Raw genomic sequence first — 25,047 nt, 5'->3', positions numbered from 1 at the left:
ACATGGTCGATAGACTTGTTTCCAGATTATGTCTCTATTTGTACCTTCGCATCCTTTTTATACAGGTGACCATATACCCGATGGCAGAAAATGCCGGCCAAAATGATGATTCCCAATCCGTCTGCAAGCCATACCCCAACTGCCCCATATCCGGCCTTCACAGCAAAATATGCGAGCGGAAGAACGATTCCATAGGAGCAAATCGCATAGACAATGCTTGGAACCCCTGTATCCAATAATCCATCCAATACAGCCAGCATCGCATATTGAAGCCCATAAAACAGATAGATGCCCAAATGTACCAGCATAATGTTGAAGGCGATCTGATACACGTCTGAGCCTGGCGTTATGGAAAACGGCATAAAGATTAAATCAAGCAGCAGGAAGGCGACGATGCCCACGACGATGGTACTCGTCATGACGATTTTGACCATTCGCCACACCACTCCACGAAGCTCCTTCCCTTCGACCCCCGCTCCGATTTGTTTGGAGATGATGATGGTGGTCACCGTTCCAAAAGCCTGTGAGAACATATACATAGTGCTTGAAATCAGGTCCGTTACGTGATTGGCGGCTACCATCGTAACTCCGCCCCATCCTACAAATAAAACCAAAATGTACGACGAGAGCCAGTCATTTAATCGGGTGAATCCCGCAGGCGTTCCTTTTTGAAACATCGTTTTGTAAAACTGCCAGTCGATCTTGACTTCCCAAAACCGCAACAAATTTTTCCCTTTTAATAATCGGTTAACGAACACAAAGGCGACGAATAGCATAGCCCAGCGCGAAATCAAAGTGGCCCAAGCGGAGCCCTCTACTCCCAATGCAGGAAATCCCCATTTTCCATAAATCATGATCCAGTTCAAGAACAGGTTGAGCAAATTCCCGATGATGACCGCATATACACCAATCACTGGCTTCCCCTGAATATTCGCTGTCTGCGACAAGCAGAAGTACGCCAAGTGCGGCAAAAACGCCCATTGCAGAATCGCCATGTAATCCTGTCCGACTTGACTTACCTCTACCGGCTGTTGGAAAAACAATAGAATCGTCCCGGTATGATAAGTGATTCCATATAGCACCAGCATAAAGACAGGGGTGAGCAACATCGTCATCCAAAAATACGAGATCATTTTGCCATCAGAAAGCTGTTCCTGATTCAAGCGCCCGACCAACGGCGTATAGATAGAGAGAATGCCCAGGAAAAATGTGACCACAACATTATAAAAAATACCGATCTGTCCAACGCCGCCTAACTCTGCCACTCCTAACGGCGCGACCATGAGACTGTCTACAATCGTAAAGCTGAACTGAATCATGTAATTCATCAAAATCGGGAACGTCAGCTTTAGCACGTGTGCAGTTGAGGTTTCTTTTTGCAGTTCATATGACATGGTTGATAGGTCTCCTTCATCGTCATTAACGAAAAAGCGGAAAGACAACGGCCTCTTCCAGCCGCCTCCATCCGCTCCCTTCCGTACCTTACTCCCATTTCAAAAAATAAAGCTGTCCAAAATGCGACCCTACCACCAGGATATCGTTATGGGTAAGTAGTGGCGCGGAATGAACGCCTTGCGGAAATGTCTTGTCCCACAATAGCTCGCCGGTTTCATGGCATAAGCAGCGCAATATTCCGTCATAACCGGTATAGAGGTAGGAGCCGTCTGGAAGCGTCGTTATGCAAGTCCATTTGATTTTGGCACCGATGTAAGACTTCCAGCACAGACTACCGTCTTGCAGATTAAAGGCATAGACATAGCCATCGTCACTGCCGATGCAAACATCTCCGTGCATCCCGATCGCTGGGCAGGAGACGACCATTTCGTCCGTCTCATAGGACCACAACGGTAGGCCAGTGTCCATATCCACCGCAAAAATATGTTTATCAAACGAGCCGGACACACATATTCTTGTGGCGTAATCCAAAGCGGCTGTCGTATCGATAAAGTCTGTACGCGTATGTCGCCAAAGCTCTTTCCCGTCAGGATTCAGACAAACCAGAAATACATCGACACCAAAAATGATGTTGCCGTTATCGCATAACGACGGGGAGCTGTAGATGCATTCTTCGGGAGACTCTACTTCGTAGTAGATTTTCCAGACAAGTTCTCCAGAATCCAGACAAAAAGCGTACATATGCTGGTCATAGCAAGCTGCGTATACACGGTTTCGTTTCGCATCAATGGTGGGAGTGCCATGAAACAAGCCGCCCGCGCGATAAGACCAAAGCAGTCTTCCATTCCCGTCTATACGACGCAGCACATGATCCTCGCAGCCAATGACAAACGAGCCGTCAGCTTGTACAGCAGGCGAGCTATATACAGGCCCTTCTGTACGAAACTTCCATTTTTCCTGGAAGGTATGCAAATCAAAGCTGTAAATATAGTTGTCCCAGCAGCCGGCAATCACCAGATCCGAAGCGATCTGCCCCGGGATGCTCCACAGCCGATCTCCCAGATCCTTCTCGGCTACGATGTCGGGACGTTTTTTATAGTCGGCATGCTGACCGAACTCTTGTCTTATCCAATCCTTTTGACTATTTCTCAAAACCAATTGGTTTTTGTACCATGTGCCTGAGAAGTGGGTCTGTAGATCACGAAAAGTGACACGCTCAGCGTTCTGATTGTGTGTATGCAACCTGCATCCCTCTTCTTTCCATAATATGATGGGTATGCTCCAAGACATGGCCTGCCAATCGGCGAAGTGAATCTCTTAAATAGACATGCCTTCCATTTGTGACCAGATAGCGATTCATGGGATCATCCGTCATGGCGACAAGCTGTAGGACATGTTTTCGGATCGCTTCAAACATCGTGATGGAATACTCAATGGGCAGCCTGTCATACGGCAAGGCAGACTGCCAAACATCGAAGTCCAGTACGTTGGAATGAAACACACGCCCCGGCTCAGCCAGCGTCATTTTGATGCGCATCAAGCTCGTCAAATCCTCTTCTATCAGATGATGAACTTCTTGACGGATACTCCATTCTTCTGTATCGCTTTTCTCATCGAGCTGTGCGACCGTTACCCCCTCCACAGCACTGTGCAGGGAGTGAATCCCCTGTTCGTACAGCTCCAGGATGCGCTTGTCACTCAAAGCCTTCGCTTCTTTAAACATCAGCTTGTAGCCTTCTGGATCGTAGACAACCAGCGCATTTTCCCATTCGTAATTCATTTCGTAAAAGGAAGCGCCTGCAAGCTTGCATTTTCCCTTCATGGCCTCTGTCAGGCTCGTATGGAAATAGATCAAGTCCTTGGCAGGCATCGGCCGAAACAAATTGGTCCCTTCCCAATCCTGATCCAGCTCGGCGAGCACAAGCGTATGCCCGCCATAGCTGATCAATGCTTGCTGTTCCTGACACGAATGGACTTCGAATCCGATCTGGCGATAAAAGTGCAAGCTACGATCCAGTTTTCCTGCACGCAAACACGTTTTTGGCTCCATGATTGTGCACTCCTTGCGCTTCTATTGAATCCCGCCACCATCGTGTTCAGATATTTCCAGCTTGTAGCCGTTAGGATCATAGAAATACACCGAGCGGGAGGAATGATAATGGACGTAATCATCGTAAAAAAGCTCGACACCAAATGCTTTTAGACGATCCATCACGTTTTCAAAATCCTCCACGATCAAGCCAAAGTGTGTAATCTCCAAGCCTTCGTTCTCCTGGCCAACACCCTCTGCGTATTCATGCATGCACAGGAAAAGACCCGTATCATTGCCGACAATTGTCCAGCGCGTCAGCGTTCTCATGCCCGCTTCCTTTTTCTCGAAACCAAATACACGCGAGTAAAATTCGATGCTTTCTTCCAGATTGCCAACGTCCATCTGGATATGATCAAAGCGCTTTATGCGAATGGGTTGAAGGGTGGTTGCACTATGCATGACTAGAGATCAACTCCTTATGATCATCTTGCAAAATTCCGGCCGATTCCCACGCATCCAGATAATCCTGGTAGAAGGAGAGAGATGCATGGCCCATAAGTTTGGCCAGATTATACCCGTTGACACCTGCACCAATGTTTTGGTTGTCCATTCTCAATGTCGTTTGATACTCGGCCAGAGCTTCTTCTTCCCTTCCGAGCTTTTGCAGGCAATACCCCACCATGAATTGGGATTCGATCAGGCGAGGCAGACGAATTTCTCTGGCCTTTTTATACATGTCCAGAGCCTTGTCGTAGCGGTCTGTCTCCATGTAAACCTCAGCCATTTCCTGATACGAAATGCTCCAATAAGGATCAAGAGCGATCAATTTCTCACCCGCCTGCTCGGCCTTATCGTAGTCACGGGACAAATACAGATATTCCTTCAGTTCTGATTCATGAACGGTTTTGATCGCATCCGTCCTGATGACTTCTTGCATCGGTGTCTTCGCTTCCGTTTGACTGGCATACATGAACGCTTTTTCCATTGCCTGGCGCGTGCCTGTAACATCATGATTCTCAGCCGGAATCATCGCATATGCACGATAGAAGGTGGATAGGGCAATGCGATTTCTAAAGTCCCCTGAAGCTTCAATGCTTTTGGCGGTTTCCTGCCCCAAGCGAACAAACCAATTATGTAAATCCGTGCCGACAGACCCTGTTTTCATCTCCCACACAATCGCCAAGCCGGCTGCGGAAAGTCTAGTCGTTTCTGGCAAATTTACCGCTTCGATAATTTCCTTGATTTTCGTAAATTCAAAATCTCGTTTTTCCGCAGCGTTGGCGCGGTTTTTCAAAATGAAAGACAGCATGTAATAATTATGCTTTTCGTACGGGAAAAGACGCTCTGGATTAATCTTCGCAAAAACCTTTTCTGCCAGTTGGAAGCGCGATACGGCAGTCAAGCAATTCGCCAAATTTACCTTTTGAATTTCTGTTAAGTATTCCAGCTCATCGTAGAGCCATTTGACTTTTTTCATAGGGCCAGAAGTCTCGTAATCCAATGCTTCGATAGCTTCAACCGTTAACCCGGTCTCCATCGCTACTTCATAGAGAACCGAAGATTCCATGACTTGTCCAATGTAATAGGGGACTTGATCGAAGTTGTGGATAGCGAGGGCTTTGCAAACACCGCGGGTCCAGTTGCTTTGATGATTGCCCGATTCTTGAAAGTGGAGGATGGAAGAAACAAATGCATGCTGCTTATCCATATATGATTCACCTTCTTTTCGCGTGGTTAAAAAAGTTAAAAAATCAGGGTAATAACTTGGGAAAACGGACCCTATTGAAAATAGAGTCCGTTTTTGGTGGAGCGAAAACGATTAAACTTCAACTTTGAAAAGAGCAGGTTGTTTTTTGTAAGTTACGCTAGTGAACTTTAACATTTGGTTCCCCTCCTTTTTCTGTTTTCATTGCATGCAACACCCAAAATATAACATTACTACCAAAAACAGTAAATAAAATCATATCGACACTATACGCTACGCTCAGACATAAGTCGCCTCTTATTTACAAGGAAAGTTGTAGAATCTCTCAACAGCCTTATGTATACATTCCTGAACGATCATTGGAAAACCACTGGGTTTATTTGTCTGTTACACTAAACATGACAGTTTCCGCTAGCGAAAAAAAACTCGAATTTTATTTCGTATTCCTGTCAGAAATTCCGTGAACCAGAAGTCTATACAGTAACTCAACAATTTACGAGGGGTTTTTGCGATGGATCATTTGGTTATCAAGCCTAAGACATTTGAGGAAACAGAACAGACACAGGACGAGGCTTTGGTAGAGCGGGCAAAAGCCGGAGATCAGGAGGCGTTTGGCGAGCTGGTCAGACGTCATCGCTCCAAAGTATACGGCTATGCACGTTCGTACACACAAGAAGCCTTTCTGGCAGAAGACATCGTTCAGGATGCTCTCATTCGCGCCTTTTTGCACCTGGGCACACTGGTGGACAGCAGACGCTTCCTTCCCTGGCTGCACCGAATTGTGCGTAATCAGGCGTATACGCGTCTGGCGAAGGGATCTCAAAAAAGGGAGACAGTCTTCTCCAGCCTGGGTAAACAAACGAGTGAGCAGGAACCAACTGATTGGGAAGACCTCGACAGTATCCTGCACCGACTCGGGCGCACTTGGTCACCCACAGCGCAAAACATCAATCCCGAGGAGGTCATGGTGCGTCGTGAGCTGTTTGAGACAATCACGAGCCTGTTGTACTGCCTCAACCCCCGGGAAAGACGCATCGTGGAATCTCACTTTTTTGACCATTTGGCCCCTCATGAGATCGCCCACATGTTCCAGATGTCTCAGGCGAATGTCTACCAAGTGCTATCTCGTTCTCGCAAAAAGCTGATTCAGGAGAAAACTCGTGTCGTTGTTGATCAATACATGAAGACGAGAAAGGTTGCGGGGAGTATGAAACAAGCAATATTGAATAAACCAGAGGCATTCACTTTGCCTACTTGGGTTACTTGCGCAGCGGCACTATACGGCTTGGTGGAATCAACTGAACGGAAAATGTCTTTACCCATGATCCTTGGATTGAGTGGGCATGCCTTTCGCCTGACGATCGTCCCTGAAACGATCCACATTGCGGGACCGACGATGTTTCACTTTCAACGGGTCTTGCAGCAGGGCTTGCGAAACATGGGCTTTGAATCTCGTGCCGTGACCTCTTATCACCTTAGCTGCGCACCAAGCGTTAACGCCAATCAAGTCGATTCTTCGCTGCTCAGTCCGGATGCACGTGCGAAGCGCCAGCTATCTGCCCAGTTGCCGGAAGCATTGGAGCTGATCCACCGTTCCATCGACAAAGGCAACCCGGTGCTTGCTTGGGACCTGTTCATGCCAGAGTTCGGCTTGATCTACGGCTATGATGATGAGAAAAGAGTGTTTTATGCAGGAGACAACTGCCGTAACGACAGCACCATCCCCTATGAAAACTTGGGACGTGGCATCCTCGAGGAGTTATTTGTCCTCGCGATCGACCGTACACTCCCGATCGATCAACGTACGATGCTTGCAAGCGCCATCCAGGCAGCACTCGTTCACTATCGCGGAGAAGAGCCTCTGGACCTAAGCTGCGCAAATGGCCTGGCTGCTTATGCAGTCTGGCTGGAAGCCTATGAAAAGGGAACCATTGAGCCAAATGGCAACTCGTATACGACTATTGTTGCAGCGAACGCACGACGAAATGCTTCCCTATTCTGGAGCGAAATCGTGGAGACGTGGACAGATGCTGTGTTAGATGAGATTCGCCCCTTGATGAAAAAGGCGGCTAGCTTGTACGGGGCGATTGCAGATGACTACGATACCTTAAGCATGCTCTTCCCGTTCCCGGCTGGTGGAGAACCGAACGATACGGAGCAGGGCAAGCAGGCCATCGCGTTGTTGCAAGCGATTGAACGAAATGAGCGTGAGGCTGTTTCTTTGTTGGAGAAAATGCATGCGGGGCTTGCTGACAATCAGTAGAGAATATTGAATCCGAAAAGGAAAAAAGAGCGCAATCTGCAAACCGCGTTCTTTTTTCCTTTCTACCATAGGTGTTACGATTATTCCTCTTCTTCGTATTCTCTCCATACCATTTTTCCGGTTAATGCATCTATGCTTGGCCAACCTTTGCTCATATCCAGCGTGTAGACGAGGGAGAGGTGAGGAGCTTTATGCTCGTAAATTTGAACCCACGTGTAGTTCAGCTTTAATGGAATATTTTTGGCAAATATTTCAGCAGCCTGTTGTTCGGTCACGGATGGTTTTAGTACGGGATAAGTACGCCCATTGATTGGCAATGATCTTTCCAATTGCAGCACTTGGCCTGTTAACACATTGACCACTACCCTATAATACGTATCAACGATAGGCACGCCATGGTGCAAATCCTTAAAGTAGAAGACGTACTTGCCCTCCTCTTCCTCTTCATCATGATCCCGAAGACCTTCCCCATAAATATCGATCATCCAGTCAGCCATCGGAGCAGCTTTGTACGGCTCAACGATTTCTACCTGCCAATTCGTTGCTTCTGCATATGGCTCCATAAAGGCGATCGCTTTTTGCAATGCTTGTTCTTTTGTCAGCGGGACCTCGAGTTCTTCCCTGTATGTATTATTTTCGGTGGTAACAACCTCTCCTGTTGACTTGTCTACGATAAGCGAAACGTATTTATCTAAATAATCGTACCCTTCCGTCCAGTAATGAACGATGAGGTTATCAACCTCGTTCTTCTTATAGGTGGATAACGTATTCATTGAATCTGCCCCATACAAGCTCTCCAAAACTTTTTTTGCCTCTTCTGCGCTTTGCGCAATGAGAGGTTTCGACTGGGGTTTTATCGTAATGTCCTTATGGGTGGTCGCGTTACGCTTTCCATCTTCTTTTTCCGTCCCACGTTTGGCATCAATCTGCTTACCCGTCATTGCGTCATAGATAGGAGAAGTCCTTATTGTATATTCCAAAGTGGGCTTACCGTCTATTCCGTCCCAGACATAGTCAAAATCAAAACGGTCGGGCGTGAAGATTTGCTTTTGAATTGCTTCTGGTGCCAAAGCCTTTTTCGGATCTGGAACACTTATCCCCTGCAAATCGATCGGTTCGTACGATACCTCTACGAGATGTCCTGCGTGATCTGTCGCCACACTTAGGCCATAATCGGTTCCTGCCGTCTCGATCTCTACGCCATTCAGCAAGGCAGGGTAATATACAAACCGGTATACGTCACGCGAATCGTTGGGGTTACTCGGATCAGGCTCCATGGCTTTGGATAATCGGGGCGTTCCTGTCTCTTTTCGTTTATCCCCAAATAGTTCCTGAACAATGGTATCCGCACGTTTCATGATCTCTTCGTCTGTTGCTTTTTCTATTTTTTTGTTCTTCCAATTGTTGATGGAAGCATCCACGCTGATCAATTCTCCGGTTTTTCGATCAAATAATACAATTGCACTGGCGTAATAATCGTCCGGTTTTTGCATTTGCACGTATACTTTATTTTCATCTTGTCCGTCAATTTTGACTCTGCGGTTCGTCAAATCCTTTAACCCGGGCTCCAGCTTCTCTATGGTAGCTATGATCTTATCCGCACCAGCTGGCAGCTCAATCGGGTCTGGTATTACAGCCCATCCTACGCCAAATAACATCACGGTTGCCGCCCAGCTAAACACTGTCGCTCCCCAATTCCTGGTCTCCATGTTACTCCACATCCTATAAGTCTTGTGATTTTGATAAGTCTATTTTACCTTTTTTCCCACTATTTAGCATGTTTTTTAATCGATCAGAAATCCTCTATCGAGCACCCAAAAAAAACAGCACTCTCCTCCTACGAAGAAAGTGCTGCTTGTATATAGTGCCTACAGGCTGTTCAATACTTCCTGAATCAACTTGTTTACCATTCCCGGGTTGGCCTTGCCTTTGGTTTGCTTCATAACCTGACCTACGAAGAAAGCAGCTGCTTTTTCGTTACCGGACTTGAAGTCTGCTACGGCTTGCGGGTTGGAATTGACCGCATCAACGACGATTTGACGCAGTGCGCCTTCATCGCTGATTTGGACGAGCCCTTTTTCCTCGACGATCTGCTTCGGCTCTTTGCCGGTCTCGACCATCTCTTTGAAGACGGTTTTCGCGATTTTGGAGGAAATGGTTCCGTCACCGATCAGCTTGATCATCTCACCCAAGCCTTTTGGTGTCATTTTCACATCCGCAAACACCAGGTTGTTTGCATTGAGGTGCGCCAACAGGTCAACCATCAGCCAGTTTGCTACTGACTTCGGCTCTGCTCCTGTTTTCACTGTCTCATCGAAGAAATCAGCCGTTTCCTTGGAGATCGTAATAACTCCTGCATCATCCTTTGACAAGCCAAACTCGTTCACATAACGCGCCTGACGAGCATCTGGCAGCTCTGGAATCGTTGCGCGAACCGCTTCAATCCACTCTTCGGATATCTGCATGCGAACCAGATCCGGGTCTGGGAAGTAACGATAGTCGTGGGCTTCCTCTTTGGAACGCATCGTCAACGTCTTCTTGTTCGCTTCATCCCAACGACGAGTTTCCTGAACGACTTTGCCACCCGAAGAAACTACCTCGGTCTGACGCTGTACCTCGTACTCCAAGCCCATTTGTACGTTACGGAAGGAGTTCATGTTTTTCAGCTCAGCCTTGGTTCCGAATTCTTCTTGGCCATATGGACGAATCGATATGTTGGCATCGCAGCGCAAGGAGCCTTGCTCCATGCGAACGTCAGATACTTCGGTGTACTGGATGATCGCTTTCAGCTTTTCCAAATAAGCACGTGCTTCTTCCGGTGTGCGGATGTCCGGCTCAGAAACGATCTCCACGAGCGGCACCCCGACGCGGTTGAAGTCTACCAAGGATTCTCCGCCAAAATCGCTGTGCGTCAGCTTGCCCGCATCCTCTTCCAGATGCAGACGAGTGATTCCAATGCGTTTTGTCTCACCGTTTACCTCGATGTCGATCCAGCCATTGTAGCCGATCGGCTGGTCGAACTGCGAGATTTGGTACGCTTTTGGCGAGTCCGGATAAAAGTAGTTTTTGCGGTCGAACTTGGTCTCGCGGGAAATTTCGCAGTTGAGGGCGAGTGCTGCCTTCATCGCGAATTCTACTGCTTGCTTGTTCGTTACAGGTAGCACACCTGGATGTCCCAAGCAGATCGGGCATGTATGTGTATTCGGCGGTGCACCGAACTCAGTCGGGCAGCCGCAAAAGATTTTACTGTTGGTCGATAGCTCGGCGTGAACCTCCAAGCCGATGACGGTTTCGTATTTGCTCATGCTCTTACCCCCTCACCCATTCCGGTTTGCGCTGGAAGTAGCCTGCTGTTTGCTCATACGCATGGGCTACGCGCAATACGGTGGATTCGTCAAACGCACGGCCTACGATCTGCAAACCGATTGGCAGACCGTTTTTGGAGAAACCACACGGTACGCTGATTGCTGGCAGTCCAGCCAGGTTCACAGGAACGGTGCAAATATCCTCCAGATACATTTTCACTGGATCATCTACGTTCTCACCGACTTTGAAAGCAGTAGAAGGTGTAGTCGGATGCAGGATGACATCAAAGTCCGCAAAAATGCTGTTGAAGTCCTGAATGATCAGGGTACGCACCTGCTGCGCCTTTTTGTAGTAAGCATCGTAATAACCAGACGAGAGCGCGTAGGTTCCGAGCATGATACGGCGCTTCACTTCTGGGCCAAAGCCTTGGCTGCGGGATTCCTTGTACAGCTCGATCAGGTTCTCCGCATTGTCTGCACGCACGCCATAGCGTACGCCGTCAAAACGAGCCAGGTTGGACGAAGCTTCAGACGAAGACAAGAGGTAGTAAGCTGGCACCGCATATTCCGTGTGCGGCATGGAAACCTCGCTCCATGTAGCACCCATGCTCTCCAGCTGCTTCAACGCTGCCAGAACAGCATCGCGCACCTCAGGGTCAATCCCTTCGCCGATCAGCTCTTTCGGTACACCAATACGCAGACCTTTTACATCTCCAGTCAATGCAGACAAGTAATCTGGTACGTCCACATTGGCAGAAGTAGAATCATATTCATCATGTCCCGCAATGGCTTGCAGCACATACGCGGAATCCTCTACGTTTTTCGTAACAGGTCCAATCTGATCCAGCGAGGACGCGAACGCTACCAGTCCGAAACGGGAGACACGACCATACGTAGGCTTCAACCCGACAACGCCACAAAAAGCAGCAGGCTGACGGATAGATCCGCCTGTATCAGAGCCAAGCGTGAAGTAAAAATGACGCGCAGCCATTGCCGCCGCCGAACCACCAGAAGAACCACCTGGAACGTAGTCGGTGTTCCATGGGTTTTTCGCTGGGAAAAAGCCGGAGTTTTCGTTGGAGCCGCCCATCGCAAACTCGTCCATGTTCAGCTTCGCTACAATCACAGCGTCAGCTTCTTTTACCTTTTTGGAAACAGTCCCGTCATGAACAGGATCGTAGTTCGCCAAAAATTTGCTCGCGCAAGTCGTGCGAACGTCTTTTGTAACCAGGTTGTCCTTCAGTCCGGCAGGCAAACCGTAGAGAAGACCCAGCTCTTCATTTCCCTTGACCAGACGCTCGTCCAACTGACGGGCATGAGCCAAGGCTCCCTCTTCATCTACATGCAGGACGGACTTGATTTCTCCATCATGCTCCTTGATGCTAGCGATGGAATCCTGCACCAGATCTGTTACCGAAAGCTCTTTTGCGCGCAGGGCGCTATGTATCTCAGACAATCGCTTGTCAAACAGCGACACAGTGGGTTCCTCCCTTCTCGTTATCCAGTAGGTTATTCGAATACAGCCGGTACTTTAAACTGTCCGTCTTCGTGATCTGGTGCGTTTTTCAGCACGTCCTCACGCGGCAGGGACGGTCTGTTTACGTCTTCACGCATGACGTTTTTCACGTCTGTAGCATGGCTGGTCGGCTCAATGTTAGAGGTATCGAGCTCGTTTAGCTTGGCTGCAAAATCAAGAATCGCATTCAGGTCTTTTGTGTACCGCTCCGCTTCTTCCTCAGTGAGCTGCAAACGGGCCAAATTAGCTACGTGTTCTACTTCCTTGCGAGTAATGGCACTCATTCTTTCCACCTCCGAATCGTATCACATAACTTTGATCTTACTTGAAAACAGCAGGTTCAGTCAATTTTCACAGGGATTTCGATAGGGAAAACAAATAATGTTTTCGGCAAAAAAATATTGATCGATTATTAACTAATAATAACTTTGTCCGGCTGTTGAGGTGGGGAGGAAACAGGAGAAAACGCTCAGCTTCTTGTCCCACCCGCTGGGGGATTCACTGCCCGACTCCATGCAAAAAGCGAAACCGCGTCCAAAGTGGTCCTTTCAGGATGTATTTCAGAGGTGGACGCTTAAGAGCGTGTTTCGCTTTTTGCATTGCGTCTCGGTCGGTGTACCAAAGATCTTCGCTTATTTCTCCTGTTTCCTCTACGAGCTGTCAGTGTTAACCGATTTTATAAAGCCTTAAAAGATTGAAGAATGTCATTAGTTACGACAGAGAAGAATATTTCCAGACGTAGCGACTTGTGGAGTCCTACCGAGCGGAGAAGGGATTTGCGGGCAAAAGAAACGCAACGTGCCCCTACGACGAAGCGGCTACCACTTTTGCGGTTCCCCGCTAATCCCTGCGGAGCGGACAGTCCAATCTCCCAGTGGGACGGAGCACTGAGCCTAGTCTGGAAATATTCTTCTCCCCACCGCAGCCACATAACAGGAACCTTAAGTTGTTGCTGTAGTGCCGGGGAGGAAACAGGAGAAAACGCTCAGCTTCTTGTCCCACCCGCTGAGGGATTCACTGCCCGACTCCATGCAAAAAGCGAAACCGCGTCCAAAGTGGTCCTTTCAGGATGCATTTTCAGAGGTGGACGCTTAAAAGCGTGTTTCGCTTTTTGCATTGCGTCTCGGTCGGTGTACCAAAGATCTTCGCTTATTTCTCCTGTTTCCTCTACGAGCTTTCCGTGTAAATCGGGTTTTATAAAGAATTAATAGATTGAAGAACGTAATCAGTTACGACAGAGAAGAATATTTCCAGACGTAGCGACTTGTGGAGTCCTACCGAGCGGAGAAGGGATTAGCGGGCAAAAGAAACGCAACGTGCCCCTGCGACGAAGCGGCTACCACTTTTGCGGTTCCCCGCTAATCCCTTCGGAGCGGGCAGTCCATGCTTCCCCGCGGGACGGAGCACTGAGCCTAGACTGGAAATATTCTTCTCCCCACCGCAGCTCCATCTATTAGAACTACTAAGAAAAACAAGCCCAAGGCATTTGCCCTGGACTGTGCGTCTTCTATCGTTTGCTATTCAGGCTTCTTTTTCGCGAGTGCCTGCCCCATCAAGAGAGGCTTGCCTTTTTCAACGCCTGCCACCCATTCGAGCTCGTTGGATTCCAACAGCAGAATGACGGTTGATCCAAACTCGAACCAGCCCAGCTCCGCCCCTTTTTCATAATGAGGCGCCCCGGCAATTTTCTCGTGGGTTTGGCGACCGTGCTTGATGTTCGTCGTAGCGGTATTGTAGCAGACCTTCACGCTGCCTACAAACAATGCCCCTACTTTGACCAACGCCATATCTCCCAAATCGTCTGTTTGAATATGGGTTACCAGTCGTTCATTGCGGGCAAACAATCTGTCTACGTTTTCGATCCCGAGCTGGTTAACCGGATAGAGTCTGCCTGGCAGATAGCAGTAACAGCTCAAATCTCCCGCTACTGGCATGTGAATTCGGTGGTAGTCCTTTGGACTCAAATAAATCGTGATAAATTTACCGCCGTAATAACGCTTGGCCTCTTCCTCTGAACCACCTAACAGCTCGATCACGCTGAACGCTTTTCCTTTTGCCTGAATCAAGGTACCTTCGCAAATATCGCCTAGCTGCGAAATCGTCCCATCTACCGGGCTGACGATGGTATCTCGATCTGGTGCAATAGATCTAGCCCCTGGCTTCAGGCGACGAGAAAAAAATTCCTTCAGCGTTCGGTATTCCGAAACCGGCTTTTCTATGATGGAAGTATCAATTTGATAATGTCGTATGTATCGTTGGATGGCTAATCGACTAAAGCGAGTAGCAGTAATTTTGCCCATAGTCCGAGACATCGCGTTTTGTGGCAACCGATGAATCAGGCCTGGGAGCAGCTTTTTGCGCATAAGAGATGCTCCTTCGTAAAACAACAATACCCTTACTTTACCACTTCTGCTAACAGCCAGTAAACCCCGCACTATTACCAGAGGTTCATCATTTTCTTCGAGAGTCTTGCTATACTATAATCATTCTAACAAGCTCATTATCAGGAGATATCGGTTATGGTGAAGAAGCTCGATATTACAACGCTCATCAGTCAACATGGTGATATCCTAACGACTCTGTTCGATCATATGTCGGACATGTTCTTTCTCATGGCTGTGGAGCAAGCTGCGGACGAGGAGTATCAGTTCCGCTACGTCCTGATGAATCCATCCGCCATGCACGTTGGACAGCTGTGCGAGGAAGCATACGGAAAAACGTTTGAGGACGTTTATCCCCATGAGAAAGCCAGCTTATTGCAACACATGTACACACAGGCCGTAAAAAGCGGGAGTCCCATCCACTTTACCGCGAATGGAGATGTCATTGGCGAATCCATTCTTTCTCCTATCTACGATAGTAATGGCGTATGTACGCATGTATTTTCCATTACCCGTGATGTTACCGAGCGCACAAACCTGGAGTCACAGCTAACCTATATGGCGTATCACGATGTGCTAACCGGATTGCCGAACAGGCGTCTCCTCTCCGAAAAGCTTCGGCAAGTTCTGAGTGCTGCCCAATCTAAAGAAGAGATGGTCGCTGCCCTCTATCTGGACTGTGACCGCTTTAAAGAAATCAACGATACGTGGGGGCATGACACAGGGGATCTGTTTTTGCAGATGCTGGCTACACGTCTCAAGTCATCCGTTCGAGATGGAGATATCGTTGCACGTCTCGGTGGGGACGAGTTTGTCATCGTTCTGACCGGCATTCACTCCGAACGTCAGGTTGAAAAAATCGCGAGCCGTATCCTACTTGCGACCCAAGAGCCATGGATGATCGAGGGCCGGGCCATCCCGTTTTCGACAAGCATAGGCATTGCGCTCTACCCGGCATCGGCAAACGAAGCCGAACAGCTGTTGAGCAATGCAGACAAGGCACTTTACAAGGCCAAAAATACAGGACGCAATCGATTCACTTTCTTTGATTCAACAGACTACTGACTGTAAAACAAAAACACAGCCAAAACGGAGAACAGCAAGCTCACTATATACAAGATCATGACCGTTTGCTTCGTAGACAACCCCCGGGACATGAGGCGGTGATGGACATGACGACGATCCGCCTGGTACATGGGGGAGCCAGCCAACAGCCGACTGATAATGACCTGAACCGTATCTATAATGGGCAAGCCTACTGCGAGCACAGTCACAATCAACGAAATGAGCGTTGCCCCCTTCATCGTTCCTTCCAATGAGATGACTCCAAGAGCGAATCCCAAAAACATCGATCCCGCATCACCCATAAAAATTTTGGCTGGATAGAAATTAAAGCGTAAAAAAGCGAGTGCCGCACCAGCCAGCGCCACAGCCAATAAAGCTGTTATATCCTGGCCTTTGAGCATTGATAAAAAAAACAAGGTCACCGCTGATATGACAGTAGCACCGGCAGCCAGCCCGTCCACACCATCCAAAAAATTGACCATATTGATCAAGCCCACAATCCACAGGACGGTCATTAGCAAGGAAACAAGGATAGGAAATGAGATATACGTCCCTTCCTCGCCACCTAGCCACAATAAATTGACTCCTCGAAAGCGAATATCCATGAGGAATGTCAAGGTCGCCACCAACAGCTGCACTGTTAGCTTTGGTAATGCCGGAAAATCTTTTTTCTTGGACTTGTACGTATCGTCTACCCATCCGATGGCCACCAGCATAGCCCCGCCAACTGCCAAAACTGCAACCGTTTTTTGCGCCCCTGCAAAAAAAGTTGACACCAGCACAAGGCCCACAAACATCGCCAAGCCACCGGATAATGGGATCGGTCTACTATGTCCCTTTCTTCCCTTCGGCATGTCTAACAGCTTTGTTTTCCACGCCAACCAATCAGCCACTGGCATCAACAAATACACCACAAAAAACGAGGAGAGTCCTGACACGATATAAGTAAACAGCTACCCTCACCTGCCCGCACTTCAATTTGTCTTTAGTGTGGACAAAATGGGAACAAAAAAGCCGCCCCTGTGAAGAGGCAGCCTTTTTTATTGCGGGTATTACATTTTTTCGGAAACCATTTTTGCTTGCGTGAAGAGCAAGAGATAGTCTGGTCCACCCGCTTTGGAGTCAGTACCGGACATGTTGAAGCCGCCGAATGGATGTACGCCTACCAAAGCGCCTGTGCACTTGCGGTTGAAGTACAGGTTACCTACGTGGAACTCTTCGCGAGCGCGCTCCAGGTGCGCACGATTGCGGCTGATGACAGCGCCAGTCAAACCGTACTCCGTGTTGTTCGCGATTTCCATTGCATGGTCAAAATCATTTGCTTTCGTGAATGCTACCACTGGGCCAAAGATTTCTTCCTGCATGATGCGAGCTTGTGGATCTACATCTGCAAATACAGTTGGCATGATGAAGTAGCCGGATTCTGGACCCTTCTCGCCACCTGCAACCAGTTTACCTTCTTTTTTACCGATCTCGATGTATTCGAGGATCTTGTTGTATGCTTTCTCGTCAACAACAGGACCTGTGTAGAAATCGTTGGTTCTGATGTCGCCCACAGTCAGTTGCTTGGTCAACTCAACTACGCGGCCCAGTACTTGATCGTACACGTCTTGGTGAACGATTGCACGGGAGCAAGCGGAACATTTTTGACCGGAGAAGCCGAATGCAGAAGCCACGATGGATTGAGCAGCCAGCTCGATGTCGCACTCGCTATCAACCACGATGGAGTCTTTACCGCCCATTTCTGCAACCAGACGCTTCATCCATTTTTGACCTGGACGGTGTTTCGCAGCCAGCTCGTTGATGCGCAGACCTACGTCACGGGAGCCTGTGAAGCTGATAAAGCGAGTCAGCTTGTGCTCTACGAGGTAATCGCCGATTTCGCTACCGGAACCTGGTACGAAGTTCACAACACCTGCTGGTACGCCTGCTTCTTCAAGAAGCTCCATGAATTTCGCTGCGATGATTGGTGTTGTAGAAGCTGGCTTCAGTACTACCGTGTTACCTGCTACGAGAGCAGCTGTTGTCATCCCTGCCATGATCGCCAGAGGGAAGTTCCAAGGTGGGATTACTACCCCTACACCAAGTGGAATGTAGTACAGTTCGTTGTCTTCATCCGGGATGCGTGGCAAGTCATGACGCTGGGACAGCTTATCCATTTGACGGCCATAGTATTCCATGAAGTCGATTGCTTCTGCTGTGTCAGCATCAGCCTCTGCCCAGCTTTTACCTGCTTCTTTTACAAGCCAAGCAGAGAATTCATGCTTGCGGCGGCGCATAATAGCTGCTGCTTTATAGAGATAGCGGGAGCGATTCGTTGGAGATACCTTTTTCCATGTTTCGAATGTGCTCGCTGCTACTTGGATTGCTTTTTCAGCCAGTGCTTGGTCAGCCTGGGATACAATACCCACTACTTGTTCTTTATTGGAAGGGTTGATGGAGCGGGATTTCTTTTCCGTTGTGATGCGCTCTCCGCCAATGATCAAAGAAAACTCTTGACCAAGTTCACTTTCTACCTTAGCGAGTGCTTCTTCAAATGCCTTTTTATTTTCTGGCAGACTAAAATTAGTAAACGCCTCGTTTTTGAATTCCACTTGCATCTGTGACGCCTCCTTATCGATATCTTCCATGTTTCGGATCACTCATAAAACTTATGCAAGGATCATACCAACCAACAGTTAAAGGCTCGACTCTACTAGTGTTTGCATTTTTGGCGAAAAATCACCGCCAAGATTGGAGAAGTATTGTGAACATTTTTGTCTACATATCGTTCAGCATTTAACACATTTGTTTAATCCCTTTTCTCTTGTGTACAAAAAAGCACCCGACTCTCACCTTTATCAGGTGATCATTCGGGTGCTTTTTGCTTTTCCTTATTGTCTGTAAATATGCATATACGGCTCACCACTTGTCGGTCGAATGTAGATCGACAATGGTTTGTTCATCGACTGCACGTACATATTAACGTGGACGCTTTTGTCGAAGAGCTGATTAATGCTTCCTGCCGCATATTGCGTGAACTGCAATACTTCCGTCCTTGAGTCATACTCTGCCGTCGCCGTGATCGTAATTTCTGTCATTCGGCCATCCATGAAACGCCCCAATCCAGTCATCCCGATGTACTCGCCAAAATAGCCTTTGGACTGCCGCATGAGCTTATCGTACTGCAAGGACACCTCTGGGTATTTCTGCTCAACCTCTGGACTTGGGAACAGGAAAAATTCCTCTTCGATCGGCAGCCACTTGGATACCGTTGCTTCATTAGCTGCTACGGTTCCTGACATGATAAAGTGGCCAGGCACCAGTGAAGAATTCGCCTCCGGTACTTGATACATCAATACCAGTATTGGAACTTGCGGACCGTTGGCACGCACAGACTGCACGATACGAGCTGCGACCTGCTGGCCTTTTGCTTGCAATTCTTGTGTCGTATATACCTTGTCCTGACCGGTTGCATCCTGGTAGTTGGGCGAGAGCGACAAGCCCAACACCATGCCTGAGAGGCTCTTATCCTTTTTATTCAGGTAATCGTGCTCCAACACGTGTACCAGAATCCCACTCTTCTTTTTCCCATTTGCTCCGCCTGTCTTTTCCTGCGCGATCCACTGGGAGACTTGCTCCTTCTTGATCACTTGACCCTCTTGGAAATAATAGTCGGACGTCGGGAATGTCTCACGAGCAAACTCCATCAAGCCTAACTCCAGATGGCTGAAATCGATGCGATATTTCGTATCTGAAAGCATACCTCGCGTCTGGTTCGGCTGGTATGGGGTAATGCTGCCGTAGTAATCCTCGGATACTTCCACTACCTCCGACAAGGACGGTGTAGTAGGCTCAGGAGCTTTGTCCTTGCCCCCAGGTATCAACGAACAGCCAGTCAGTGCCAACACAAGAAGTAAAGCTGTCAAGAACCTGCATCCTGTCAAAAACTTCACTTTCATAGATTACTCCTTTTCGAGGTCGTTCAAAAAGTGGGCGATGTACAAGTCACTCGTTCCACTTGGTCCATCGTTTGTCATCGAGCTTGTAGATCAGCGCCGATTCACCAATTCCCACCCATTTTGTATCCCCGCCACCTGAAGCAATCACAATCAGCTTTTCAGGAGAGCGAGCATCAAGCAAACGCCATTCGCCCTTGATTTTTTCATAAATACCTTGTTCGGTTGCGACAGCGAGAGTGCCAGTTCGTCTGTTAATGGCTAGAGAATAGATCTGCTGTACCTCGGGAATCGCCTCTGTCTTCCACTGCCCCTCTTCATTATAGAGCAAGCTGAATTGGGCCGCTACATAGAGACGGTCCTGTTCGGGATCAAAGTCCATAGCAAATACTTCCTGATCCATCGGCTGCCACAGGCTCCATGTTCTAGCCTCGTCGGTCGATTGATAGATGCCTTCACCCGAGACAAAGGCAAACAGTCGTACTTCATCTCCTTGGCGACTCCCCACAAAGCTGCTGATATTCGCAGGCTCCGGTAACCCTTTATTGACGGACTTCCAATTCTTACCGCCATCTTTGGAATGAAGGACACCATCGATCCCACCGGCAAAAATTTGATTCGGATTATCCGGGTCCACAAACCAGCCTTCGATATCGTACTGCTCTAATTCTGGCGAAAGTGATCCCCACGTTCCGCCGCCAACTGAGCTATACAGGCCAGCGTGAGTGCCTACCCATATTTGCTCGGCATCATCCGTCATCATCAGATTGTGAATCGTTGCTCCCTGTTCCAATACGTCCTGATAGGTCAAGTCCCCTTGTAGAGCAGCAGCTGTAACTGTCGGGGGATTTTCATTGATTTTTTCAACGCCATTACTGCTGTTATTTCCGCAGCCAACCAATTGCAGCATGGCTATTGCACCGATTCCCCATTTCAGGAAGCTATTCATGCTCTTCACGTCCCTTCCCTTACTCATCCGTTGTCGCCACCGTTTTCTTAGGCGTTGCTCTCCAATACTTGCAGGAAGCCTGCTTCGTCCATAACAGCCACGCCCAGTTTTTCTGCCTTCTCCAGCTTGGAGCCGGCTTTTTCTCCTGCAATCACCAGGTCCGTCTTTTTGCTGACGCTGCCTGTTACCTTGCCACCCATGCGGGCAATCGCTTCCTCTGCCTCCTGCCGCGACATTTGCGTCAGTGTGCCAGTCAAGACGATTGTTTTGCCTGAGAATGGGAGGTCTTCGCCACTTTCAATGCGGATTCCTTTGTACTCCATGTTCACTCCGGCCGCTCGCAGTCTCTCAATAACAGCCTGAGCCTGCGGCTGTGCGAAGTAGTTCACGAGACTCGCAGCCATTTTCGGCCCGATCTCATCGATTTGCGTAATCGCTTCTTCAGATGCCTGCATAATGGCATCGATATTGCCAAAATGCTCCGCGAGAACACGTGCCGCCTTGGCTCCGACCAAGCGAATACCAAGACCAAACAATACCCGCTCCAGCGAGTTCTCCTTGCTCGCTTCAATGGCCGCGAGCAAATTGTCTACAGACTTTTCACCCATGCGCTCCATACCCAGTAGAACATCGCGCTGCTGGTGCAAATAATACAGGTCACCCACACTGTGGATGATTCCGTCGCGAAATAGCTGTGCAACAACCTTTTCTCCCAAGCCATCAATGTTCATGGCTGTTCGGGATACGAAGTGAATCATGCCTTCGCGGATCAATGCCGGACACATTGGATTGATGCAGCGCAAAGCCACTTCCTCCTCCAAGCGTACCAGCTCACTTCCGCATTCCGGACAATGCGTTGGCATGGCAAACGGCACTTCATCACCAGTACGACGCTCTGGCAAAACCGCGATAATCTCCGGGATGATGTCCCCTGCTTTTTTGACGACAACATGATCGCCAATCAAAAGGCCTTTTTCCCGAATAATATCTTCATTGTGCAAGGAAGCACGCTTGACGGTCGTACCTGCCAGACTGACTGGCTTCAACAAGGCGGTCGGAGTTACATTGCCTGTACGTCCTACAGATACTTCAATACCTTCGAGGATTGTAATCGCTTCTTCAGCAGGGAATTTGTATGCGGTAGCCCAACGCGGACTTTTCGCCGTAAATCCGAGCTCTTCTTGCTGAGCGTAGCTGTCGACCTTGATTACCATGCCATCGATTTCATAAGGCAAATGCGGACGTTTCTCTGTCCAGCTCGCAATAAAAGCAAGCAGCTCATCGACATCGTCAAATACACGGCGCTCCTGATTCACCTTGAAGCCGAGTGTTTCCAATAGATCAAGACCCTCACTGTGCGATTCAACCGTTTCGCCCTGCAAATCGCCAATGCCGTAAATAAACGTATCCAGCTGACGGGATGCTGCAATCTTTGGATCGAGCTGTCGGAGCGAGCCTGCCGCGGAGTTACGTGGATTGGCAAATAACGCTTCCCCGCGCTCCTCGCGCTCTTTGTTCAGCTTTTCAAAAGCACCCTTGGGCATGTAAGCCTCGCCACGTACCTCCAGCGATAATGGCTTTGTCAGCCGCAAAGGAATCGAACGGATGGTTTTCAGGTTTTGGGTGATGTCTTCGCCTGTTGTTCCATCTCCACGTGTCGCCCCGCGGACAAACAGTCCATTTTCATAATGTAGCGACACAGCCAGACCATCAATTTTCAGTTCAGCTACATATCGTACAGCTTGATTACCTACGGCCTGACGTACCCGTCGGTCAAAATCCCTGATGTCCTCCTCATTAAAGGCGTTGCCGAGACTAAGCATCGGTGTCTTATGAACGACCTTTTCAAAGAAGGGCAGTGGCTCTCCCCCTACACGCAGGGTAGGAGAATCCGGTGACTGCAGATCAGGGAAGCTGGTTTCCAGCTCCTTTAGCTCCCGCATCAATTGATCGTATTCCTGGTCAGAAATCTCAGGTCGATCCTCTTCATGGTAAAGACGGTTATGCCGCTCAATTAGTTTCGCTAATTCCTTAATTTTTGTTTCCGCCGTCAATCGATCCATTTCGTTCATCCTTTCTGAATCGGAGCAAACTTCGCCAACAGTTTCTTAATGCCAGTCGGGCTTGGGAAGGCAATGTCGAGCTCCATGTCGTCGCCCGTTCCTTTTACTTTGACGACCGTACCGTTGCCCCATTTGCCATGCGCCACCCTGTCGCCAACCTTCCAATCAACGCCTGCTCCTTGACCGTGTCCAGGCAGTTTTTCTCCAGCCGGACGGGTGAACGTAGCAGGTGCACTGCTAGCTGTTCGCTGCTGCCCCATACCAAATTTCGGAGCTGATCCTGCTTGTGAGGAAGATGCGCCAAACGGTCTCGCTCCCGTATCGCGTCCGAATGCACTGCCATCGCGCTGTCCGAACGCACTGCTGCGTCCGCCGCCGAAGCCTCGGTCAGCTGCCGCTGCCGCTGGATTTCCTTCCAATAGCTCTGCCGGAATTTCTTGCAGGAAGCGAGATGGTGCATTCACATTCGTCCGTCCAAACAACGTCCGCATGCGGGCACACGTCATGTACAGGCGTTCCTCTGCTCGTGTAATGCCCACATAAGCGAGACGGCGCTCTTCCTCCATCTCAGCATCGTCAAACAAAGAGCGGCTATGCGGGAAAACACCCTCCTCACAACCGACGAGGAATACAACAGGGAACTCCAGCCCTTTGGCGCTATGCAAGGTCATGAGTACAACCTGACCATCTGCTGCTACTTCCTCCTGGGCACCGTCATCTCCCAATGAATCGATATCCGCCACCAACGCGAGATCGGTCAGGAAAGCAAGCAGGCTCTTGTCTTCGTTTTTGCGCTCGAACTCCTGTGTTACAGACAGGAACTCTTCGATATTCTCCAAGCGTGCCTGCGCTTCCAACGTTTTTTCTTCTTTTAAAGAATCGCGGTATCCAGAGCGCTTCAGCACTTCTTCCACCAGCTCGGTCACACTCAAATAATCGGTCATTTGCATCAGATTCGAAATGAGATCATTAAAGGACAAGATCGCATTCGTCGTACGTGAAGGCAGCCCCATGTAAGCCGTCTCTTGAATCGCTTGGAAGAGAGACTGTCCATGTGCATTCGCGTAGGCTTGCAGCTTGTCTACTGTCGTATCCCCGATATTTCGCTTCGGAACGTTGATGATCCGCTGCAAGCTGATATCGTCGTCCGGATTGGAGATGAGGCGCAAATAAGCCAGGATATCCTTAATCTCTTTGCGATCGTAGAACTTGGTTCCGCCGACGATCGTGTACGGAATGTTCGACTTGATGAACACTTCCTCGACCACGCGGGATTGTGCATTGGTTCGATACAGGACCGCGAATTTGTCGTAGCGCTTGTACTGTGCCATCTGTTTACGGATCGTATCGACGATAAAATACGATTCGTCGTGTTCGGAATCGCCCTGGAAGCACATGATCTTGTCGCCGCCCGGATTCTCGGTCCACAGCTTCTTTTCCTTGCGCAGCTTGTTGTTGGCAATGACCTGGTTCGCCGCCTGCAAAATCGTTTTAGTGGAGCGATAATTTTGCTCAAGCTTAATGAGCTTGGCTTCTGGATAATCCTTTTCAAAGTTTAAAATGATCGAGATATCGGCACCGCGCCATTTATAAATACTCTGGTCAGCATCCCCCACGCAGCATACATTTCGATACTTGTCTGCCAGCATGGAAATCAAGAGGTATTGCGCTCTATTTGTATCCTGATACTCATCGACGTGTATATAACGGAATTTGTTTTGATAAAACTCCAAGACTTCCGGCACTTCTTTAAACAGACGAACCGTCGTCATGATCAGATCGTCGAAGTCCAGCGATTGGTTGTTTCTCAGCTTTTTCTGATAAGCCGTGTAAACCTTGGCTGCCACTTGTGCAAATGGATCACCTGCCAGACGCGTATAGGTCTCGGGATCGGTCAACTCATTTTTCGCTCCACTGATCGCAGCCAAGATCGAACGCGGCTCATACTGCTTCGGATCGATGTTCAGTTCCTTTAAACACTGCTTAACGACAGACAACTGGTCCCCCGCATCCAAAATAGAAAAGCTGCGGTTGATACCGAGTCGGTCAATATCCCTGCGCAAAATCCGCACACACAAGGAGTGAAACGTCGACAGCCAAGTATCCTGCGCTGCCGCTCCGCCGATAATGGCAGCCACACGGTTTTGCATCTCCCGCGCTGCCTTATTTGTGAAAGTGATCGCCAGGATACTCCAAGGGGCCACCTGTTTTGCACTGATGAGGTAGGCGATTCGCTGTGTCAGTACTTTGGTCTTGCCGCTACCCGCACCGGCCAGAATCAAGACGGGGCCTTCTGTTGTAAGGACTGCTTCCCGCTGCTCCGGGTTCAGGCCTGCTGTAATACGATCTGCAAAAGACATATGTATAAATCCACCTTTCCACGTTCCCTAGACGAAAGCATATGTTCCTATTTTCGCACAGATCGCAGTGGAGTT

The 25,047-nt window shown here is 48.9% G+C and carries 18 protein-coding genes; 2 read left to right on the top strand and 16 right to left on the bottom strand.

The annotated features are described in order from the left end of the window. Positions 1–26: 26 nt before the first annotated feature. From AB1L17_RS09015 to AB1L17_RS08995, 5 genes are all read right to left on the bottom strand, one after another. Positions 27–1,394 carry an MATE family efflux transporter gene (locus AB1L17_RS09015; protein WP_412844261.1) on the bottom strand — a complete coding sequence of 456 codons (1,368 nt, stop codon included), beginning with the start codon at positions 1,392–1,394 and terminating at the stop codon, positions 27–29. A gap of 88 nt (positions 1,395–1,482) precedes the next feature. Next, on the bottom strand, positions 1,483–2,637 hold the full coding sequence (locus AB1L17_RS09010; RefSeq protein WP_412844260.1) for an outer membrane protein assembly factor BamB family protein: 1,155 nt from the start codon (positions 2,635–2,637) through the stop codon (positions 1,483–1,485). Then, positions 2,612–3,445 (bottom strand): DinB family protein, encoded by an 834-nt coding sequence (locus AB1L17_RS09005; RefSeq protein ID WP_412844259.1) that lies wholly within the window; start codon positions 3,443–3,445, stop codon positions 2,612–2,614. The genes AB1L17_RS09010 and AB1L17_RS09005 overlap by 26 nt, the downstream gene beginning before the upstream one ends. A gap of 21 nt (positions 3,446–3,466) precedes the next feature. Beyond that, positions 3,467–3,886 carry a VOC family protein gene (locus tag AB1L17_RS09000; protein WP_412844258.1) on the bottom strand — a complete coding sequence of 140 codons (420 nt, stop codon included), beginning with the start codon at positions 3,884–3,886 and terminating at the stop codon, positions 3,467–3,469. After that, a complete protein-coding gene (locus tag AB1L17_RS08995; protein ID WP_412844257.1) occupies positions 3,879–5,135 on the bottom strand; it encodes a tetratricopeptide repeat protein in 1,257 nt (418 codons plus the stop codon). The genes AB1L17_RS09000 and AB1L17_RS08995 overlap by 8 nt, the downstream gene beginning before the upstream one ends. A 508-nt stretch (positions 5,136–5,643) precedes the next feature. Between AB1L17_RS08995 and AB1L17_RS08990 the strand changes: the two genes are divergently transcribed. Further along, the gene (locus AB1L17_RS08990; RefSeq protein WP_412844256.1) at positions 5,644–7,395 is read left to right on the top strand and encodes an RNA polymerase sigma factor; all 1,752 of its coding nucleotides are present in this window, start codon (positions 5,644–5,646) and stop codon (positions 7,393–7,395) included. Positions 7,396–7,475: 80 nt separating this feature from the next. Here the strand turns inward: AB1L17_RS08990 and AB1L17_RS08985 are convergent, their stop codons facing one another. The 5 genes from AB1L17_RS08985 to asd form a co-directional block, all read right to left on the bottom strand. Then, positions 7,476–9,104, bottom strand: a complete 1,629-nt coding sequence (locus AB1L17_RS08985) for a YcdB/YcdC domain-containing protein (RefSeq protein ID WP_412844255.1) — start codon at positions 9,102–9,104, stop codon at positions 7,476–7,478. A gap of 159 nt (positions 9,105–9,263) precedes the next feature. After that, positions 9,264–10,700, bottom strand: a complete 1,437-nt coding sequence (gene gatB, locus AB1L17_RS08980; protein WP_412844254.1) for an Asp-tRNA(Asn)/Glu-tRNA(Gln) amidotransferase subunit GatB — start codon at positions 10,698–10,700, stop codon at positions 9,264–9,266. A 4-nt stretch (positions 10,701–10,704) separates the two neighbouring features. Then, complete coding sequence (gene gatA / locus AB1L17_RS08975) at positions 10,705–12,177, bottom strand: Asp-tRNA(Asn)/Glu-tRNA(Gln) amidotransferase subunit GatA (protein WP_412844253.1); 1,473 nt, start codon at positions 12,175–12,177, stop codon at positions 10,705–10,707. Between the two features lie 32 nt (positions 12,178–12,209). Continuing rightward, positions 12,210–12,500 (bottom strand): Asp-tRNA(Asn)/Glu-tRNA(Gln) amidotransferase subunit GatC, encoded by a 291-nt coding sequence (gene gatC, locus AB1L17_RS08970; protein WP_007717539.1) that lies wholly within the window; start codon positions 12,498–12,500, stop codon positions 12,210–12,212. A 1,233-nt stretch (positions 12,501–13,733) separates the two neighbouring features. Next, the gene (gene asd / locus AB1L17_RS08965) at positions 13,734–14,579 is read right to left on the bottom strand and encodes an archaetidylserine decarboxylase (protein ID WP_412844252.1); all 846 of its coding nucleotides are present in this window, start codon (positions 14,577–14,579) and stop codon (positions 13,734–13,736) included. 156 nt (positions 14,580–14,735) lie between these two features. Here asd and AB1L17_RS08960 point away from each other — a divergent pair, with 156 nt between their 5' ends. Further along, positions 14,736–15,662: a diguanylate cyclase domain-containing protein gene (locus tag AB1L17_RS08960; RefSeq protein ID WP_412844251.1), complete on the top strand. Its 927-nt coding sequence runs from the start codon at positions 14,736–14,738 to the stop codon at positions 15,660–15,662. Here the strand turns inward: AB1L17_RS08960 and AB1L17_RS08955 are convergent. The 6 genes from AB1L17_RS08955 to pcrA all read right to left on the bottom strand — a co-directional run bounded on the left by AB1L17_RS08955 (position 15,656) and on the right by pcrA (position 24,972). Further along, positions 15,656–16,561: an MraY family glycosyltransferase gene (locus AB1L17_RS08955; RefSeq protein WP_412844250.1), complete on the bottom strand. Its 906-nt coding sequence runs from the start codon at positions 16,559–16,561 to the stop codon at positions 15,656–15,658. The two genes, AB1L17_RS08960 and AB1L17_RS08955, sit on opposite strands and share 7 nt — an antisense overlap. A gap of 153 nt (positions 16,562–16,714) precedes the next feature. Next, the gene (gene pruA / locus AB1L17_RS08950) at positions 16,715–18,262 is read right to left on the bottom strand and encodes an L-glutamate gamma-semialdehyde dehydrogenase (protein ID WP_412844249.1); all 1,548 of its coding nucleotides are present in this window, start codon (positions 18,260–18,262) and stop codon (positions 16,715–16,717) included. Positions 18,263–18,535: 273 nt separating this feature from the next. Continuing rightward, positions 18,536–19,603 carry a CamS family sex pheromone protein gene (locus AB1L17_RS08945; protein ID WP_412844248.1) on the bottom strand — a complete coding sequence of 356 codons (1,068 nt, stop codon included), beginning with the start codon at positions 19,601–19,603 and terminating at the stop codon, positions 18,536–18,538. Positions 19,604–19,649: 46 nt separating this feature from the next. Next, a complete protein-coding gene (locus tag AB1L17_RS08940; protein WP_412844247.1) occupies positions 19,650–20,576 on the bottom strand; it encodes a WD40/YVTN/BNR-like repeat-containing protein in 927 nt (308 codons plus the stop codon). 20 nt (positions 20,577–20,596) lie between these two features. Continuing rightward, positions 20,597–22,612: an NAD-dependent DNA ligase LigA gene (ligA, locus tag AB1L17_RS08935; protein WP_412844246.1), complete on the bottom strand. Its 2,016-nt coding sequence runs from the start codon at positions 22,610–22,612 to the stop codon at positions 20,597–20,599. Positions 22,613–22,617: 5 nt separating this feature from the next. Next, positions 22,618–24,972, bottom strand: coding sequence for a DNA helicase PcrA (pcrA, locus tag AB1L17_RS08930; protein ID WP_412844245.1), 2,355 nt, complete (start codon positions 24,970–24,972; stop codon positions 22,618–22,620). Between the last annotated feature and the right edge of the window lie 75 nt (positions 24,973–25,047).

The organism is Brevibacillus jepli, assembly GCF_047229145.1.
Taxonomy (GTDB): domain Bacteria; phylum Bacillota; class Bacilli; order Brevibacillales; family Brevibacillaceae; genus Brevibacillus.
Note: the sequence above shows the minus strand (reverse complement) of the source record. Positions and strands in the feature narration are given on the sequence as shown.

Excerpts from the sequence above, each read along its gene's own strand:
- AB1L17_RS09015 (WP_412844261.1), bottom strand. The coding sequence starts at position 1,394 with ATGTCATATGAACTGCAAAAAGAAACCTCAACTGCACACGTGCTAAAG.
- AB1L17_RS09005 (WP_412844259.1), bottom strand. The coding sequence starts at position 3,445 with ATGGAGCCAAAAACGTGTTTGCGTGCAGGAAAACTGGATCGTAGCTTG.
- AB1L17_RS09000 (WP_412844258.1), bottom strand. The coding sequence starts at position 3,886 with ATGCATAGTGCAACCACCCTTCAACCCATTCGCATAAAGCGCTTTGAT.
- AB1L17_RS08995 (WP_412844257.1), bottom strand. The coding sequence starts at position 5,135 with ATGGATAAGCAGCATGCATTTGTTTCTTCCATCCTCCACTTTCAAGAA.
- AB1L17_RS08990 (WP_412844256.1), top strand. The coding sequence starts at position 5,644 with ATGGATCATTTGGTTATCAAGCCTAAGACATTTGAGGAAACAGAACAG.
- AB1L17_RS08985 (WP_412844255.1), bottom strand. The coding sequence starts at position 9,104 with ATGGAGACCAGGAATTGGGGAGCGACAGTGTTTAGCTGGGCGGCAACC.
- gatB (WP_412844254.1), bottom strand. The coding sequence starts at position 10,700 with ATGAGCAAATACGAAACCGTCATCGGCTTGGAGGTTCACGCCGAGCTA.
- gatC (WP_007717539.1), bottom strand. The coding sequence starts at position 12,500 with ATGAGTGCCATTACTCGCAAGGAAGTAGAACACGTAGCTAATTTGGCC.
- asd (WP_412844252.1), bottom strand. The coding sequence starts at position 14,579 with ATGCGCAAAAAGCTGCTCCCAGGCCTGATTCATCGGTTGCCACAAAAC.
- AB1L17_RS08960 (WP_412844251.1), top strand. The coding sequence starts at position 14,736 with ATGGTGAAGAAGCTCGATATTACAACGCTCATCAGTCAACATGGTGAT.
- AB1L17_RS08955 (WP_412844250.1), bottom strand. The coding sequence starts at position 16,561 with ATGCCAGTGGCTGATTGGTTGGCGTGGAAAACAAAGCTGTTAGACATG.
- pruA (WP_412844249.1), bottom strand. The coding sequence starts at position 18,262 with ATGCAAGTGGAATTCAAAAACGAGGCGTTTACTAATTTTAGTCTGCCA.
- AB1L17_RS08945 (WP_412844248.1), bottom strand. The coding sequence starts at position 19,603 with ATGAAAGTGAAGTTTTTGACAGGATGCAGGTTCTTGACAGCTTTACTT.
- AB1L17_RS08940 (WP_412844247.1), bottom strand. The coding sequence starts at position 20,576 with ATGAGTAAGGGAAGGGACGTGAAGAGCATGAATAGCTTCCTGAAATGG.
- ligA (WP_412844246.1), bottom strand. The coding sequence starts at position 22,612 with ATGGATCGATTGACGGCGGAAACAAAAATTAAGGAATTAGCGAAACTA.
- pcrA (WP_412844245.1), bottom strand. The coding sequence starts at position 24,972 with ATGTCTTTTGCAGATCGTATTACAGCAGGCCTGAACCCGGAGCAGCGG.